This is a genomic window from Pauljensenia hongkongensis (assembly GCF_001746855.1).
Taxonomy (GTDB): domain Bacteria; phylum Actinomycetota; class Actinomycetes; order Actinomycetales; family Actinomycetaceae; genus Pauljensenia; species Pauljensenia hongkongensis.
This window is the reverse complement of the sequence record NZ_CP017298.1, coordinates 394,688-410,770: the sequence shown is the minus strand read 5'-3', so window position 1 is coordinate 410,770 and position 16,083 is coordinate 394,688. Positions and strand designations below refer to the sequence as shown.

The following is a 16,083-nucleotide window of genomic DNA, read 5'->3' as shown; positions in this document are numbered from 1 at the left end:
GACGCGGGATGACGGCCGCGCCCCGCGCCGCTCCGGGCGCGGGGCGCGGGGCCGGGCGGGGTGTGGAACAGCACAGCGGGACGCTGCGCCCGCGGGTCGCGCCAGGTTGCTATCGGGCAACGATTTCCGCTAGATTTGATCGTCGGCGCAACAAGCGCCAACGGGACGCGGATCCGGCTCCTCGGAGCCGCGGGCGTTTCCGTTCCGAGAACGAGAAGAGATGAGCTCCAACGTGGTCTACGCGATCGTCAAGGCTGGCGGCCGGCAGGAAAAGGTGTCCGTCGGTGACGTCGTCGTCGTCGACAAATTGGCAGAGGGGATCGGCTCCAGCGTGTCGCTCAAGCCGCTGATGCTGGTGGATGGCGACGCCATCACCGTCGACGCGGCCAAGCTGGGCGGGGTCACCGTCAAGGCCGAGGTCGTCGACTCGGCGAAGGGCCCGAAGATTTCGATCATCAAGTACAAGAACAAGACGGGCTACCGCAAGCGTCAGGGCCACCGCCAGAAGATGTCGGTCGTCAAGATCACCGAGATCGCCTGACCCCCGGATCAATCGAGCAGAAAGCAGTTCCTGATGGCACACAAGAAGGGCCTCGGCTCCTCGCGCAACGGCCGTGATTCGAACGCTCAGCGACTGGGCGTCAAGCGCTTCGGCGGCCAGCGCGTCAACGCCGGCGAGATCCTGGTCCGCCAGCGCGGCACCCACTTCCACCCCGGTGACGGCGTCGGGCGCGGCAAGGACGACACCCTGTTCGCCCTGCGCGCGGGAGAGGTGGAGTTCGGGCGCAAGCGCGACCGCCGAGTCGTTTCCGTGGTCGAGTCCGCCTCCGCCTGAGACCGACCGCGCGACGAGGGCGTCCGGCAGTGCCGGGCGCCCTTTCCCCACATCCACGACCCCGCAGGAGGGACCATGGCAGACTTCGTCGACCGCGTGACACTGCACGCGGCGGGCGGCAACGGGGGCAACGGCGTCGCCTCCATCAAACGGGAGAAGTTCAAGCCGCTGGCGGGACCCGACGGCGGGGACGGCGGGGACGGCGGCTCCGTGGTCCTCGAGGTCTCCGACCAGGAGACGACGCTGCTCACCTACCACCGCTCGCCCCACCAGAGGGCCCAGAACGGCACGCAGGGGATGGGCGACTTCCGCCAGGGCAAGAACGGCGCCGACATCGTCCTGCCCGTCCCCGACGGGACGGTCGTCAAATCCACGTCGGGGGAGCTGCTGGCCGACCTGACGGGGGCGGGCGCGCGCTTCGTCGTCGCCCAGGGCGGCAGGGGCGGCCTGGGGAACGCGGCCCTGGCCTCGAAGGCCCGCAAGGCCCCGGGGTTCGCGCTGCTGGGCGAGCCCGGAGAGGAGCGCGACGTCGTCCTCGAACTCAAGTCGGTGGCCGACGCGGCCCTCGTGGGCTTCCCGTCGTCGGGCAAGTCGTCGCTGATCGCGGCGATGAGCTCCGCGCGCCCCAAGATCGCGGACTACCCCTTCACGACCCTGGTCCCCAACCTGGGCGTCGTGGCGGCCGGGGACGTGCGCTACACGATGGCCGACGTGCCGGGCCTGATCCCCGGCGCGTCCGCGGGCAAGGGCCTGGGCCTGGACTTCCTGCGCCACATCGAGCGCTGCGCGGTCATCGTCCACGTGCTCGACACCGCCGTCTACGAGGCCGAGCGCACGCCCGTCGACGACCTGCGCACCATCGAGGCCGAGCTGGGCGCCTACCAGGGCGACCTGGGCGGGCTGGAGGGCCACGTCCCGCTCATGGAGCGCCCCCGCGTCATCGTGCTCAACAAAGTGGACGTGCCCGACGGGCGGGACCTGGCCGAGATCGTCCGCCCCGAACTGGAGGCGACCGGGTGGCCCGTGTTCGAGGTCTCCGCCGTCTCCCACGAGGGGCTTCGGGCGCTTTCCTTCGCGCTGGCGGGGATCGTGGAGCGCGAGCGCGCCCGGCGCCCCGCCCTCGAGGCCGCGCGGCCCGTGATCCGGCCCCGAGCAGTCGGCCAGCGCACCGCCGTCAGCGTGCGCCGCACCCGCAAGGACGGCGAGGAGATCTTCCAGGTCAGGGGCGACAAGCCGGAGCGCTGGGTGCGCCAGACCGACTTCGCCAACGACGAGGCGGTGGGCTACTTGGCGGACCGCCTCGCCGCGGCGGGCGTCGAGGACGAACTCGTCAAAGCCGGGGCCGTCGCCGGGGACGCCGTCGTCATCGGGGAGCTGGACGGCGGCGTGGTCTTCGACTGGGAGCCGACGCTGACGACCGGCCCGGAGCTGCTGGGCTCGCGGGGGACGGACTCGCGCATCGACCAGTCGGCCCGCCGCACCAACAAGGAAAGGCGCCAGGCCTACCACCAGGCCATGGACGCCAAGGCGGCCGCCCGCGAGGAGCTGTGGACCGAGCGCGCCGCGGGCCACTGGACGGACGCCGCCGACGGGGGAGGGGACAGGTGAGGGCGCTCTCCGAGGCGCGCCGGGTCGTCGTCAAGATCGGCTCGTCGTCGCTCACGCGCCCCGACGGGGGCCTCGACCTCAACCGCATCGACGCCGTCGCCCGCGTCGTGGCCCGCTGGCGCAGGGGCGGCAGGCAGGCCGTGATCGTCTCCTCGGGCGCCGTCGCGGCCGGACTGGACCCCCTGGGCTTCGCCTCCAAGCCCTCCGACCTCGCCTCCGTCCAGGCGGCCGCGGCCATGGGGCAGGGCCTCCTCGTGGCGAGGTGGACGGCGGCGTTCCACACCCACCACGTCGACGCCGCCCAGGTCCTGCTCACCACCGAGGACGTCATGGCCAGGGACCACTACACCAACGCCACCGCCGCGCTGGGGCGCCTGCTGTCCCTGGGCGTCGTCCCCATCGTGAACGAGAACGACGCGGTGACCACCCGGGAACTGCGCTTCGGCGACAACGACCGCGTGGCCGCGATCATCGCGCAGATGGTCCAGGCGGACGCGCTCGTCCTGCTCACCGACGTCGACGGCCTGTACACGGCCCCTCCCTCGCGCCCGGGCGCGCGCCTCATCGAGCGCGTGGACTCCACGGACGACCTCATGAGCGTCCTGGTGACCGGGGCAGGGTCGAAGGTCGGCACCGGGGGGATGGCGTCGAAGGTCCAGGCCGCCACGATGGCCTCCGCCTCGGGCATCGGCGTCCTGCTGGCCAACGCCGACAAGGTCGAGGAGGCGCTGTCGGGGAAGGGCACTGGCACGTGGTTCGCCCCCACTCACGAGCGGCCCGCCTCGCGGCGCCTGTGGATTGCCCACGCCGCCCCCTCGCGCGGAGAGCTCGTCGTCGACGCCGGCGCCGCCCGCGCCATCACTGTCGGCAAGAAGTCCCTGCTGGCCGCCGGGGTCGTCTCCGTGGCCGGCCACTTCGACGCGGGCGATGTCGTCGACATCGCCTCGCCGACCGGTCTGGTGGCCCGCGGCATCGTGTCCTACGACGCGGATTCGCTGGCCGCGATCGCGGGGCGCAGCGCACCGGAGCTGGAGGGGACCGGGTGGGAGCACGTGCGCCCCGTCGTGCACCGCGACGACCTGGCCCCGCTGCTGTGACGCGGCGGGCGCGAAGTGTGCCATGATTGGCGGATGGATGAGAATGTGGACATCGGGTCGGTGACGTCGGCGGCGCGCAGCGCGTCGCGCGTCCTGGCGGGCGCGTCACCCGCGCGCAAGAACGCCGCGCTGGAGGCGATCGCCTCGGCGCTCGTGGAGCGGGCCGGGGAGATCCTGGCGGGCAACGCCAGCGACATGGAGCGCGGGCGCGCCAACGGCATGGCGGAGGGCCTGCTCGACCGCCTCGAGCTCACGTCCGAGCGCCTGGGGGCCATAGCGGCCTCCGTGCGCGAGGTCGCGGCGCTGCCCGACCCCGTTGGCGAGGTCGTGCGCGGCACGACGAACGAACTGGGCCTGAGGATCACCCAGGTCCGCGTCCCCATGGGCGTCGTCGGCATGATCTACGAGGCGCGCCCCAATGTGACGGTGGACGCCGCGGTCCTGGCCCTCAAGGCGGGCAGCGCCGTCGTCCTGCGCGGGGGGAGCGCCGCCGAGGCGTCCAACGCCGCGCTCGTCGGCGCCATGCGGGGCGCCCTGGAGTCGGTGGGGCTGCCCGCCGACCTCGTCCAGACGGTCGACCCGTGGGGCAGGGCTGGCGCCAACGCCATGATGGTGGCGCGCGGTGGCATCGACGTGCTCATCCCCAGGGGAGGGGCGGGCCTGATCAACGCGGTCGTCTCCCACTCGACGGTGCCCGTCATCGAGACTGGGACCGGCAACTGCCACGTGTACGTGGACGCGGGCGCCGACGAGGAGGCAGCGCTGCGCATCGTCATGAACGCGAAGATCCAGCGCGTGGGCGTGTGCAACGCCGCGGAGACGCTGCTGGTCCACCGCGACGCCGCGCCCACCTTCCTGCCGGCGGTCCTGCGCGAGCTCACGGGCGCGGGCGTGCTCGTGCACGGCGACCCCGCGGCGCTGGAGTGCGCGGCCGGGGCGGGCGTGGACCCGGCGATGCTGCGGGAGGCCACCGAGGAGGACTGGGCCACCGAGTACCTCGCGATGGAACTGGCCGTGAGGGTCGTGGACTCCATCGAGGAGGCCATCGACCACATCCGCGCCTACTCCAGCGGGCACACCGAGGCGATCTGCACGCCGTCGCTCGCCTCGGCGAACGCGTTCCGCGCGGGCGTGGACTCCGCCGCCATCGCCGTGAACGCCTCGACGCGCTTCACGGACGGCGGCCAGCTGGGACTGGGGGCCGAAGTGGGGATCTCCACCCAGAAACTGCACGCGCGGGGCCCCATGGGGCTGGCGGAGCTGACGACCACGAAGTGGATCATCGAGGGCGACGGGACGATCCGCCCGTGAGCGGGACCGAGACGGCCTCCGACGGGGCGGCCGCCCCGCGGACCCCGGCCAGCCGCAGGCGGGCCATCGGCATCATGGGCGGCACCTTCGACCCGATCCACCACGGGCACCTGGTCGCCGCCTCCGAGGTGATGGACGCCTTCGACCTGGACCAGGTCGTCTTCGTCCCCGCCTCGATGCAGCCCTTCAAGGAGGGCAGGCGCGTGACCCCCGCGGAGCACCGCTACCTCATGACGGTGATCGCCACCGCCTCGAACCCGCGTTTCGCGGTGTCCCGCGTGGACATCGACCGCGGGGGCACGACCTACACGGTCGACACCCTGGCGGACCTGCGCGCGCAGTACCCGGACGCGGATTTCGCCTTCATCACCGGGGCGGACGCCCTGGCGCACATCGCGCAGTGGAAGGACTCGGACGCGCTCTTCGAGCAGGCGCACTTCGTGGGCGTGACCAGGCCGGGGCACGTCCTGGCCGACCAGGGGCTGCCCGGGAGCGCGGTGTCACTGGTGGAGGTGCCCGCGATGGCGATATCGTCGACGGACTGCCGCGCCCGCGTCGCCCAGGGCAAGCCCGTGTGGTACCTGGTGCCCGACGGGGTCGTCCAGTACATCAGCAAACACGGCCTGTACAGGCCCGGAGCCCCCGTGGAGGACCATGTCCATGTCCCTTCCCGCCCAGACCACTGACCTGGCCGCCCTGGTCGCGGCCGCCGCCCATGAGCGCGGGGGCGCGGACCCCGTGCTCGTCGACGTCCGCTCCCGCATGGACCTGGCCGACGCCTTCGTCGTGGTGTCGGCGCCGACGCCGCGCCAGGTGAGCGCGGTCGCGGAGGAGGTCATGGACCGAGTCGCCCGCGCCGTCCGCCTGCGCCCCGCCCACATCGAGGGGCGCGGAGGGGGGACCTGGATCCTCATCGACTACTCCGACCTCGTCGTGCACGTCATGGGCCAGCAGGACCGCGAGTACTACGCCCTGGAGAGGCTGTGGGGGGACTGCCCCGCCACCCGCTTGGAGGACGGCGCCGAAGCCGCGCGGCGCGAGGCCGCCGCCCGATCACTCGCCCACGCGGCGGCGGAAGGCGGTGCGTGACGTGGGCGGCCGCAGGATCGTGCTCGTGCGCCACGGGCAGACGGACTTCAACGTCGAGCGGCGCTTCCAGGGCCGCGCCGACCAGCCCCTCAACGAGCGGGGGATGGCCCAGGCGCGCGCGGCGGCGGGCGTTCTCGCCACCCGCTTGAGCGGGCCGGGCGAACAGGTGGGCGTGAACGCCGACTCCGGCGCGCGCACGGGCGGCGGGGCGCGCCTCATCTGCTCGCCCCTGCTGCGCGCGCGCATGACAGCGCGGATCCTCGCCGATGTCTTCGAGGCCGTGGGCAGGCCCCTGGACGGTCCCTTCGTCGACGAGCGCCTCACCGAGCGGGATTTCGGGAGGATGGAGGGGCACACCTTCGCCGAGCTCGTCGAGCTCTACCCCGCCCAGGTCGCCCAGTGGCGCGCGTGCGGCGAGTGCCCCGAGGCCGGGGTCGAGCCGTCGGGGGCCGTGGGGCGGCGGATGCGCGACGCGGTGCTGGAGGCGGAGGGCCAGTGCCGTGACGGCCAGACGCTCCTCGTCGTCTCGCACGGGAGCGCGATCGCGCGGGGGATCACGTCGCTGCTGGGGTTGGATCCTGACGCTTTCGACGGGCTGCGCGGCGTGGACAACTGCCACTGGTCGGAGCTGGTGCCGATCGCGCACGCCAAGCGCAGGGGGACCGTGTCCCTGGGCTGGCGCCTGGCCGCGCACAACGTCGGGGTGCGCGAGGACGTGCTGGGCGCTTAGGCGCTCGCCTGCCGGTCTGTAACGGCCGCTAACCCACGGCCGGTCGGTCCCGTCCAGTGGCCTATTGGTCGTGCGGGGCGTGGTAGCGGGGGGAGGTGCCCAGGGCGGTGCGGTCGGGGTGGGAGCGCACCACGTCCGGGTCGGTGCCGCGGTAGGTGTAGGAGGGGTCGTTGTCGAACACGGAGGCGGTGGCCAGGAGGCCGTCGCGGTAGTCGGCGACCGTGGCCGGGCTGGGCTCGGTGCCGGGGAACTTGTCCATCAGGGGGTTCTCATCGGGGTACTGGCCCGGATCCGTGCGGTTCAAACCCCCCGGGCTGACCAGGGGCTGGCCGGTGGGCCCCGCTGTGGCGGTGGCGACCAGGGCCTGGAGGACCTGGTTGGAGGTCGCCCCCGGCCACTCGCCCATGGCCACCGCCACAAGGCCCGCCACGACCGGAGTCGCGTACGACGTGCCCGTGGCCTTTTCGATCCGCCTTGCGGCAAGATTGTGCCAGCGGATGTCGCCCGGGGCCAGGACCGTCAGTCCCCGACCGCGGTTCGAGTAGTCCTTGATCCGCCCCTGCCCGTCCGAGGCACCCGCCCCCACGGTCCCGTTCATCGACGCATACGAATCAGGAGGATCCACCGCGCCCTCGTTGCCCGTCGCCACCACCGCCACGACACCATGGGCCACCGCCATCGCCACGGCCTCGCGCGCCGCGTTATCGACCCAGACATCGCTGGAAAGGGAGATCGAGACGACCCGGACCCCGTCGGCCACGGCCGCCCCGATCGCGTGGGCCACGCCCGCCCCCGCACAATCCGGTGTCTTGGCGTCGCTGTCGCTGGGGATGGCGTAGTTGATGATCCGGGCGCCCCTGGCCACCCCGTAGCCGCGGGCCGCCAGCACCGACACCACAGCGGTGCCGTGCGAGCGGCTCATATCAGAGGCCGTGTAATCGCACATCGGCCTCACCGTCACATCGGCGCCCGCCAGCTCCGGCACCGACGTGTCCGCGGGCCCGTCGATCACGCCGATGCCCACACCCGCCCCCAACGACCCCGACGCGATCCCCTCGCCCAACCCCAGGGCATCCACATAATCCTGCGTCCCGATCTCCTCCACCCCCCACGCCACAGGCGCCCCCACCACACCCGCGCACACCACCAGAACCCACACCACCACACCACGACCCACACCCCGCAGACCGCCCAACCGGCGGCGCGGAACAAGACGACCAGCAGCCCTGCGACCGAGGACCCGCGGCAAACCCAGACAGCGGACAGCCGGGCGCAGCCCCTGGCGCCGGGGGCCCACCCCCGGCGCGCCACCACCTGCCCCACTGGCGCCCGGCCAACCACCACCAGCCGAACCCGAAGCACCCGAACCAGCCCCGGGAGAAGACGGGAAACGTTCGGGAGCCGAATCGGCATAGCGCGACTCCGGAAACGCCAACGCCCCCTCATAACGCCCCTGATCAAAACCCAGATCCTCAGCCACCATGGCAACGACAGCTCCTTAGCCATAACCGATTGATCGCGCCGGACGTGCTCATCGCCCACACTACCGCCCGCTGAATCGGCGAAGCAAGGCCCCTGGCGAGTGGGCGTTCGCGCCCGGAGCGCCGGAGAAACCGGTAAACGGGGGAGCGGCCGACAGCGAGGAACAGCGTGTGACGAGCGGCACTATTCTTGATTTGCGCGCCTCTTCGACGGTCCGCTAAGGTTGTCGAGTCGCCGAGGGGCGGCGAACGGAACACGGGGCTATGGCGCAGTTGGTAGCGCGCTTCCATGGCATGGAAGAGGTCGGGGGTTCGAATCCCCCTAGCTCCACCAAAAGGCTCCAATGCGCTCGCATTGGAGCCTTTCGTTGTGCGGCGAGGGCGCTCCGCCCGTGCGCACCAGCACTGCCCCGTCCCCGGCAGGCTTCTCCCCCTGGACCGAGTATAACGTTTTGGTATCGCCATGTGAGACCAGCGGGAAGGGGGTGGTCGGCGCGAACGTTGGAATGGTGCGGAACGCCAGCAAAGGGCCGGTAGGGGTGTTTGAAGTTTCCCAAACCGGATGGCAAGATTTGAATGTCCTGTCCTCTGAGTGTTAGGCCGGTTGCCGATGACCTTCCAACTGTCGCGCACGCACATGTCGATCGTCGCCGCAGCGACTACAGTGGCGGCCTCCTTCGTCGTCATCCCCGCGCTCGCCGAGAACGGCGCGCCCCCGGCCGACGCCGTGTGCCCCGCGCTGCTCGCCGCGCATGGGCGGATCGATAGCGAGTACAACCCCGCCCTCAGCGCCTACGCCGACGCCGTCGCCGCGGAGACCGCCGCCCGCAACACCGCCAACGGCGGGACCACGGCCACCGAGGCGCAGCTGCGCCAGACCCTCGCCGACGCCCAGGCGGCGCTGGAGGCCGCGAAGGCCGCTCCCGCCCCGACCGCGCAGCCGACGGCCACCCAGCCCGCGGCCGAGCCGTCCCGGGGCATCGGCTGGGTCGACTGGTCGAAGGTCGACCACTCCACCCAGGCGCAGGTCATCGAGGCCCTCATCGTCCAGAAGATGAACGCCTACCGCGCCAACGCGGGCCTGCCGCCGCTGGTCGTCTCCGACACCCTGACCACCGACTCGCGCGCCTGGTCCAAGCACATGGCGGTCGATAACGACTTCAACCACGACCCCGAGTTCCGGTACCTCGGGTCGCAGAGCCTGGACGGCGCCTCGACGAACTACGCGGGCGAGAACATCGCCTACAACTCGATGCGCAACTTCGGAGCGCAACTGGGGGCCAGGGGCAACGAGTACAAGACGCCCGACCAGGCGGCCTCCGACCTGTTCGAGCAGTGGAAGAACTCCCAGGGCCACGACAAGAACATGCTCGCGGAGAACAACGTCGTCGGGGTGGGCGTGCACATCGGCGACCTCGCGGACGGCGGACTGACCGTGTGGGGGACGCAGAAGTTCTACGCGATCTCGGACAAGGGGTCGATCGACCTCTCCCGGTTCCACACGACGGGCGACACCGCCAGCGCCTACGGCTTCGACGGGGCGGCCTTCAACGCGGACAACACGGACTACGTCTCCGGTCTGGCCGGGGACGGCGTCAAGCAGAAGCAGGCGGCGTGGACCGCCATCGTCGGGGACCTGCCCGCCCAGGCCCTCCCGGTCGCCCCCTCGTCCCTCCCCGCGAAGGACGGGGCATCCCCGTCCCCGGCCCCCTCCACGACGCCGGATCCCGCGCCCACCGCTGACGGCTCCGCCGTCGCCCAGGCCCAGGCCGCTGTGGACGCCGCCCAGAAGGCCCTGGACGACTTCCTGGCGGATCCCCAGTCCGCGTACTCGCAAGCGGTCGAGAACCTCAAGGCCGCCACTGCGGCACTGGACGGGATCGCCGAGTCCATCGGCTCCCAGACGGGCGTGCGTCCGCAGCCCGACGGGGGCGTCGTCGTCTCCACGCCCAATACGAACTCCTCGTACTACCCGGTCGAGGCGTACCGGAAGAAACTGGCCGCGTGCCTGGCCACGACGGGCCAGCAGCAGCCCGTCGGCCCCGCCCAATCAGGGGCCACCGGCGCTCCTGCGGCCCCGGCTTCCGTGGCGCAGCAGTCCAACGCACCGGCTGGCCCTGCTCCATCGGAGCAGTCCAGCGCTGCGCCTTCCCCCGCTGCATCGCAGCAGTCCAGCCCTGCCGCGGGCAGTGACGGGAAAGGCGGGCAGAGCGTTTCCACGGAGGCCGGTGGCGCCGGGCCGGGTGCCGCCAATGGGACGAACAACGGAGGGGGAGCCCCAGGGGCCGCTGACAAGGGAGCCGCCACTGGCGCTCGGGCGGCGAACCTGGCGAGCACGGGATCCATGACCCTGGTCCTGGGGATCGGCGCGCTCATCGTCCTGGGGATCGGTGTTGGCGCGATGCTGGTCGCCAAAAGGCGCAAAGGCAAGTAGCGCACGCGAATAGCGCGGGAACGGGTCCGGGCGGCGTCAGCCACCCGGACCCGTTCCGCTTCGAAGGGCGCCGAGACGGACGGCGCCATCAGGCGCCTTGTGCCACTTCGCACGTTAGGGTAGGCTAACTTGCGCTTATATTCGAACTACTAAGTTCAGAGAGGGAAGTGATGCGCGCACAACGCCTTCGTGGCGCTGCAGTGGCGGCCTTTACCACTGCGGCAGTTCTTGCCGCGCCCATCGTGACGGCGAACGCCGCTCACGCCGGAACCGACGAGGGGGGCAGCCAGGTCTCCTCAGCGGTCTTCCAATGGGCTATGAACGACGAATCCGGCTCCGCCGGTTACGCGCCGGGCACCTGCAACTTCTTCAGTGCGATGGTGTCGGGGAACTCGGGCGGCGGCCAGTGGCCGAACAACGTGCAGTCCGGCTCAGACGGAGAGTTCCTGGTCGGCGGCCCCGACCAGGACGTCCTCTGGCGGCCTAAGGACGGCAACGTCTCGATCCTCAAACCGAACGCGGACGGCCAACTCGTCGCCCAGACGTGGGCGAACAAGTGCCTCACCCGCACGGGCGCGCGCACCAACACGCGCGGCGCGGTCTCCGAGTCGATCATCAACATCGAGAAAGGTTCGGGCACCGTTGATCCGACGACGAACTCCGCGTCCATCAAATGGGTCGGTTCTTGGACCGTCGTCTACTACTCCGGCATGACCTACTGGAGCGCCACCAACCCCGTTCTCGAGGTCACCAACGGCCAAGGCGCCATCAAAGCCCGGGTCTCCGGATTCGGCGCCTCGATGCAGGATCCCGACGCTGCGCTCAAGCCCCTCCAGGCCCGCGAGGTCACCCTGGCGACTTTGAAGAACGTCGCTGTGACCAAGACCGGCATCACCGTCACCCCCGAGTACAAGGGCGTTGAGGTCAAGAATCCGGAGGGCGCCAGCCCGCAGACTCGCACGGGCGAGAACTGGGGGTCGTGGCCCGCGGATTTCGTCGCCTTCCAGGGCGAGACCGGCCAGCACTCCTACTGGTACTCCACAGGCAGCAGTGGGGACGCGCGCAAGCCAGCGTTGCCCGTGACGATCACGTGGCCCCAGATCGATGACGCACCGGCCCCCCAGCCCGGCCCCACTCAGGAGCCGACTCCGGCGCCCACGGCCGACCCCAGTCCTGCACCCACAGCAGAACCAACCCCGGCGCCCACGGCCGACCCCAGTCCTGCACCCACAGCAGAACCAACCCCGACACCCACCGGCAAGCCCACGACTGGCCCTTCTGCGAAGCCGAGCATCGAGGTGTCCCCCTACCAGGACATCGATCCGACGGTGAAAACCGTCGTCACCGTCAAGGGGAAGGACTTCACGTCCGGTTCCATCCAGAACGGGGTCTACGTGGTCCTCATGGACGAGAAGATCTGGAAACCCGGCGAGTACATGAACGCGAAGGGCGATGAGGGGGCAATCACCTCCGCGTGGGTCACCCCGGACCAGCTGGAGGCAGGCAAGGGCTCCTTCACGGTGAAGCTGACCATCCCGGAGAACACCCTGGACCGAACGCACACCTACTACATCGGCACGATGGCGGCCCACGGCCTCGCACTGTCCGACCGCAGCCTGGACCACGCCGAGAAGATCACCTTCAAAGCGATCGACTACGATCCCAACGCGGTCTTCCCCGTCGACTCGGTGACCGCGGCAGCCGTTGCCGACTCCGGTCGCACGAACATGAAGGTCGACTGGGTCTACACCGGCGCCACCCCCTCTCGCGGCTGGGAGATCTCGCTCGCCTGCGTGCGTGACTGCTCCGACCCGCTGTTCGGCACCAAGAGCCACCACCAGCACGACAACTCCCTGCGATCCGATGTCTTCGGGGATGTCCCCGACGGCGTGTACGTCGCCTCGGTCCGCAACGCCGGCGAGATCTCCGGCGAGTTCAAAGCATCCGACTGGGTGTCTTCGGCCGAGGTCCGCGTGGGCGCGGAGCGCGACCCGAATCCCGGGGAGGGCAAAGGCCAGTGGATCCAGGACTCCTTCGGCTGGTGGTACCGGCACAGCGATGGCTCGTACACCACCAACGGCACCGAGCAGATCGACGGGGTGACCTACCGATTCAACGAGGCGGGCTACATGGTGACCGGCTGGACGAAGGTCGGCGGCCAGTGGTTCTACTACGCTCCCTCCGGCGCCCAGGCCAGCGGCTGGACGCTGGTCGGCGGCAGCTACTACTACATGGACCCCGGCACCGGCGCGATGGCCACAGGCTGGCAGCAGGTGGACGGTGCCTGGTACTACCTGGGCGCATCGGGCGCGATGGCCACAGGCTGGCAGCGGATCGGCGGTGCCTGGTACCACCTGGGCGCATCGGGCGCGATGGACACCGGCTGGACGGCCATCGGTGGAAGCTGGTACTATTTCGCGCCGAGTGGTCAGATGGCCACAGGCTGGGTGCAAGACTCCGGGAAGTGGTACTACCTGGACCCCAGCACCGGCGCGATGGCCACAGGCTGGCAGCAGGTCGGCGGCGCGTGGTACTACCTGTTCGCCTCCGGTGAGATGGCGACGGGCAGCCACTGGATCGACGGCGTGCTCCGCGTCTTCGACAATTCGGGGGCCTGGGTGCGCTGAGCACGAATGAGGTTCCCCGGTCCGGGCCCCACGGCGTGAACCGTGGAGCCCGGACCGTTTCGCTGGACGCGCGCCGCCGCCGCGCATAAAGCGCGACGAACAGGGCGGGATAAAGAGACGGGGACCGTAGCACATGGCTGCGGTCCCCGTCGGCGTTGAGGAGCGTACTGCGCCTGCCACCCGGGAACCGTGTGGCGGACAGCCTCAGGCGTCGGCCACCTGGTTCGCCATCTGCCGTTCGCACACGTCGATCCGCTCGCGGATGATGCGCACGGCTCCGGCCGGGGCGCCGGGGTTGGCGTCGATCCACTCGTGGCCCGCGCGCACCACGTCGACGCCGGGCGCGTAACCGGCCAAATCGGAGGGGAAGAGCAGGGTCGTCAGATCCTCGGCGGTGTGGAAGGTGTTCTCCTCCCACACCTGCGCCAGGGCTGCGAAGTATCGTTCGACGTAGGGCTCGTACAGCGACGGGGTGGTCCGCGCCTGGGCCCAGAAGCCGGAGACCATCGCCCAACGGGTGTCGTTGGGGATCGACTTGTCCCCAAGGACCTGCTCCCACACCTGCTCCTTGACGGCCGCGTCGTCGCGCGCCGCCCGGGCAGCGGCGGCGTTCTGGCGGCCCGTCATCGTGTCGTCCTCCTGCTCCCGGGCGTCGATCTCCGCGTCCCCGGCGACGCCGCCCCTGACCAGGGCGATCAGCAGCGACCACTGCAGGTCGACGTCCAACTCCAGGCCCTCCAGGGTCGCGGACCCGTCGTAGAGGGCCTTGATGGCCTCGAACTGCTCGGCGTTGGACGCGTTGCGGGCGGCGGCCGCCACCAGCATGCGCTGCGCGTCGGAGCCGGACCGGGCGGTGCGGGCCAGCAGCAGCAGGCGCCTGCCCACCGTCTCGGCGGCCTCGGCGCGGGCGTCGGGGGCGACGAAAGTACGAACGGCCTCGTCGATGTGGCGCAGCGTCAGCGTCAGCAACTGCATGTTCGTCTCGGCGGGGACAGCGGTGAGCGCCAGGTTCAGGTAGTCGCGCGCCTTCATCTGCCCGTCGCGGGTCATGTCCCACGCGGCGGCCATGACGACGCCGCGGGTGAGGGAGTCCGTGAAGCGCGTGATATTGGCGACCGCGAAGGCCAGGGAGTCCTCGTCGAGGCGGATCTTCGCGTAGGCCAGGTCGCCGTCGTTGACCAGGATGAAGTCGGGGCGGGCCACGCCCTCGGCGGAGGGCACATCAGTGGAGGCCCCGTCCACGTCGAGCTCCTCGTGGAAGACCCGTTGCAGGGATTCGCCGTCCAGGGAGTACCCGGCGACGGCGAGGCGGTGGGGGCGCAGGGAGGCGCCCTCGCTGAAGGCCTCCTGCTCGATGGAAAGGCGCGTGATCCTGCCCTCCTCGTCCGTCTCGACGGACGGGCGCAGCAGGGTGACGCCTGCCTCCTCCAGCCACACCTTCGACCAGGCGGCCAGGTCGCGGCCCGAGGCCTTCTCCAGCTCGCCGAGCAGGTCGGCCAGGGTGGCGTTCGCGTAGGAGTGCGCGGTGAGGTACTCGTGCAGGCCGGCAAAGAACGCGTCGCGTCCCACGTAGGACACGAGCTGGCGCAGCACGGAGGCGCCCTTGGCGTATGTGATGCCGTCGAAGTTGACCTCGACGTCGGCCAGGTCGCGGATCTGGGCGGTGATGGGGTGGGTGGTGGGCAGCTGGTCCTGCTTGAGGCCCCAGTCCTTGCGGACCATGAAGCCCGTCCAGCCCTCCGTGTACGGGGTGTTCTCGGCCAGGGCCAGGTGGCTCATGAACTCCGCGAAGGACTCGTTGAGCCACAGGTCGTTCCACCACTTCATGGTCACCAGGTCGCCGAACCACATGTGGGCCAGCTCGTGGAGGATCGTGTTGGCGCGGGACTCCAGCTGGGCCTCGGTGGGCCGCGTGCGGAACACGTAGGCGTCGCGGAAAGTCACGCAACCCGCGTTCTCCATCGCCCCGGCGTTGTACTCGGGCACGAAGACCTGGTCGTACTTGGTGAAGGGGTAGGCGATGCCGTACGCGTCCTCGAAGAACTCGAAGCCCTTGCGCGTGATGTCGATGATGGCGTCGGCGTCCAGGTGCTCGAGGACGGACGCCCGGCAGTACACGCCCAGGTCGATGGTGCGGCCGTCGGAGGAGGTGAGGGTGTCGGTGACGCCCTCGTAGGGGCCGGCCACGACCGCGGTGATGTAGGTGGACATCTTCTCCGTGGTCGCGAAGCGGTAGGTCCAGGAATCGCCGTCCTCCTCGGGGGAGGGGGTCGGGGCGTTGGAGAACACCTTCCAGCCCTTGGGGGCCTTGACGGTCAGGGTGAAGGTGGACTTCAGGTCCGGCTGCTCGAAGGTCGTGTAGACGCGGCGGGCGTCGGGGACCTCGAACTGGGAGTACGTGTAGGCCTTGCCGTCGGCGGGGTCGACGAAGCGGTGCAGGCCCTCGCCGGTGTGCATGTACTGGCAGTCGGCGTCGACCTCGAGGACGTTGTGCTCGGCCAGGTCGTCCAGGCTGATGCGCGAGTCCTGGTGGTGGGCGCCCGGGTCCAAGTCGCGGTCGTTGAGCTTGATGGAACGCACATTGGTGGAGACCAGGTCCGCGAAGGCCGCGCCGCCGGGGGCGGCGGTGAACTCGACGCGGGTGCGCGAGCCGAAGTCGGTGTCGCCCCGGGTGAGGTCGAGCTCGATGTCGTAGCGGATGACCTCGCTGATGACTCCGGCGCGTGCGAGCGCCTCGTCGCGGGTCAGGTTAAGGCCTGGCATTGTTCGCCTTCCGTTGGTCGAATATGACGCGTTTCGTGCGTGCGCTTGTCTAATACTGACACGCGTTCGTCTGATTGTGCGACTGGATGCCCGCGTTGCGGGAGACCG

The 16,083-nt window shown here is 70.5% G+C and carries 12 protein-coding genes and 1 tRNA gene; 11 read left to right on the top strand and 2 right to left on the bottom strand.

Annotated elements, in window-relative coordinates:
• Positions 1 to 220 precede the first annotated feature (220 nt).
• From rplU to BH719_RS01675, 8 genes are all read left to right on the top strand, one after another.
• A complete protein-coding gene (gene rplU, locus BH719_RS01710) occupies positions 221 to 541 on the top strand; it encodes a 50S ribosomal protein L21 (RefSeq protein WP_009400213.1) in 321 nt (106 codons plus the stop codon).
• A gap of 33 nt (positions 542 to 574) precedes the next feature.
• The gene (gene rpmA / locus BH719_RS01705; RefSeq protein ID WP_009400212.1) at positions 575 to 835 is read left to right on the top strand and encodes a 50S ribosomal protein L27; all 261 of its coding nucleotides are present in this window, start codon (positions 575 to 577) and stop codon (positions 833 to 835) included.
• A gap of 75 nt (positions 836 to 910) precedes the next feature.
• A complete protein-coding gene (gene obgE, locus BH719_RS01700; RefSeq protein WP_009400211.1) occupies positions 911 to 2,443 on the top strand; it encodes a GTPase ObgE in 1,533 nt (510 codons plus the stop codon).
• Positions 2,440 to 3,540 (top strand): glutamate 5-kinase, encoded by a 1,101-nt coding sequence (gene proB / locus BH719_RS01695; RefSeq protein WP_009400210.1) that lies wholly within the window; start codon positions 2,440 to 2,442, stop codon positions 3,538 to 3,540. Before obgE ends, proB begins: the two co-directional genes overlap by 4 nt.
• A gap of 33 nt (positions 3,541 to 3,573) precedes the next feature.
• Positions 3,574 to 4,851, top strand: coding sequence for a glutamate-5-semialdehyde dehydrogenase (locus tag BH719_RS01690; RefSeq protein WP_009400209.1), 1,278 nt, complete (start codon positions 3,574 to 3,576; stop codon positions 4,849 to 4,851).
• Positions 4,852 to 4,925: 74 nt separating this feature from the next.
• A complete protein-coding gene (nadD, locus tag BH719_RS01685) occupies positions 4,926 to 5,537 on the top strand; it encodes a nicotinate-nucleotide adenylyltransferase (protein ID WP_157098240.1) in 612 nt (203 codons plus the stop codon).
• Positions 5,512 to 5,940, top strand: coding sequence for a ribosome silencing factor (gene rsfS / locus BH719_RS01680; protein ID WP_009400207.1), 429 nt, complete (start codon positions 5,512 to 5,514; stop codon positions 5,938 to 5,940). Before nadD ends, rsfS begins: the two co-directional genes overlap by 26 nt.
• 1 nt (position 5,941) lies before the next feature.
• On the top strand, positions 5,942 to 6,670 hold the full coding sequence (locus BH719_RS01675) for a histidine phosphatase family protein (protein WP_034219666.1): 729 nt from the start codon (positions 5,942 to 5,944) through the stop codon (positions 6,668 to 6,670).
• Positions 6,671 to 6,731: 61 nt separating this feature from the next.
• Here BH719_RS01675 and BH719_RS01670 read toward each other — a convergent pair whose 3' ends face one another.
• Positions 6,732 to 7,835, bottom strand: coding sequence for a S8 family peptidase (locus tag BH719_RS01670; RefSeq protein WP_245683302.1), 1,104 nt, complete (start codon positions 7,833 to 7,835; stop codon positions 6,732 to 6,734).
• A gap of 574 nt (positions 7,836 to 8,409) precedes the next feature.
• Between BH719_RS01670 and BH719_RS01665 the strand changes: the two genes are divergently transcribed.
• The 3 genes from BH719_RS01665 to BH719_RS01655 all read left to right on the top strand — a co-directional run bounded on the left by BH719_RS01665 (position 8,410) and on the right by BH719_RS01655 (position 13,212).
• Positions 8,410 to 8,485 (top strand) — tRNA-Ala (locus BH719_RS01665).
• Between the two features lie 276 nt (positions 8,486 to 8,761).
• On the top strand, positions 8,762 to 10,585 hold the full coding sequence (locus BH719_RS01660) for a CAP domain-containing protein (protein ID WP_009400205.1): 1,824 nt from the start codon (positions 8,762 to 8,764) through the stop codon (positions 10,583 to 10,585).
• A 317-nt stretch (positions 10,586 to 10,902) separates the two neighbouring features.
• Positions 10,903 to 13,212 (top strand): cell surface protein, encoded by a 2,310-nt coding sequence (locus BH719_RS01655; RefSeq protein WP_342671366.1) that lies wholly within the window; start codon positions 10,903 to 10,905, stop codon positions 13,210 to 13,212.
• A gap of 204 nt (positions 13,213 to 13,416) precedes the next feature.
• Here the strand turns inward: BH719_RS01655 and pepN are convergent, their stop codons facing one another.
• Positions 13,417 to 15,975, bottom strand: coding sequence for an aminopeptidase N (pepN, locus tag BH719_RS01650; protein WP_009400203.1), 2,559 nt, complete (start codon positions 15,973 to 15,975; stop codon positions 13,417 to 13,419).
• Between the last annotated feature and the right edge of the window lie 108 nt (positions 15,976 to 16,083).

Coding starts and splice junctions, on each gene's coding strand:
- nadD (WP_157098240.1), top strand. CDS start 4,926: ATGGGCGGCACCTTCGACCCGATCCACCACGGGCACCTGGTCGCCGCC.
- BH719_RS01660 (WP_009400205.1), top strand. CDS start 8,762: ATGACCTTCCAACTGTCGCGCACGCACATGTCGATCGTCGCCGCAGCG.
- BH719_RS01655 (WP_342671366.1), top strand. CDS start 10,903: ATGAACGACGAATCCGGCTCCGCCGGTTACGCGCCGGGCACCTGCAAC.
- obgE (WP_009400211.1), top strand. CDS start 911: ATGGCAGACTTCGTCGACCGCGTGACACTGCACGCGGCGGGCGGCAAC.
- rsfS (WP_009400207.1), top strand. CDS start 5,512: ATGTCCCTTCCCGCCCAGACCACTGACCTGGCCGCCCTGGTCGCGGCC.
- BH719_RS01690 (WP_009400209.1), top strand. CDS start 3,574: ATGGATGAGAATGTGGACATCGGGTCGGTGACGTCGGCGGCGCGCAGC.
- rpmA (WP_009400212.1), top strand. CDS start 575: ATGGCACACAAGAAGGGCCTCGGCTCCTCGCGCAACGGCCGTGATTCG.
- pepN (WP_009400203.1), bottom strand. CDS start 15,975: ATGCCAGGCCTTAACCTGACCCGCGACGAGGCGCTCGCACGCGCCGGA.
- rplU (WP_009400213.1), top strand. CDS start 221: ATGAGCTCCAACGTGGTCTACGCGATCGTCAAGGCTGGCGGCCGGCAG.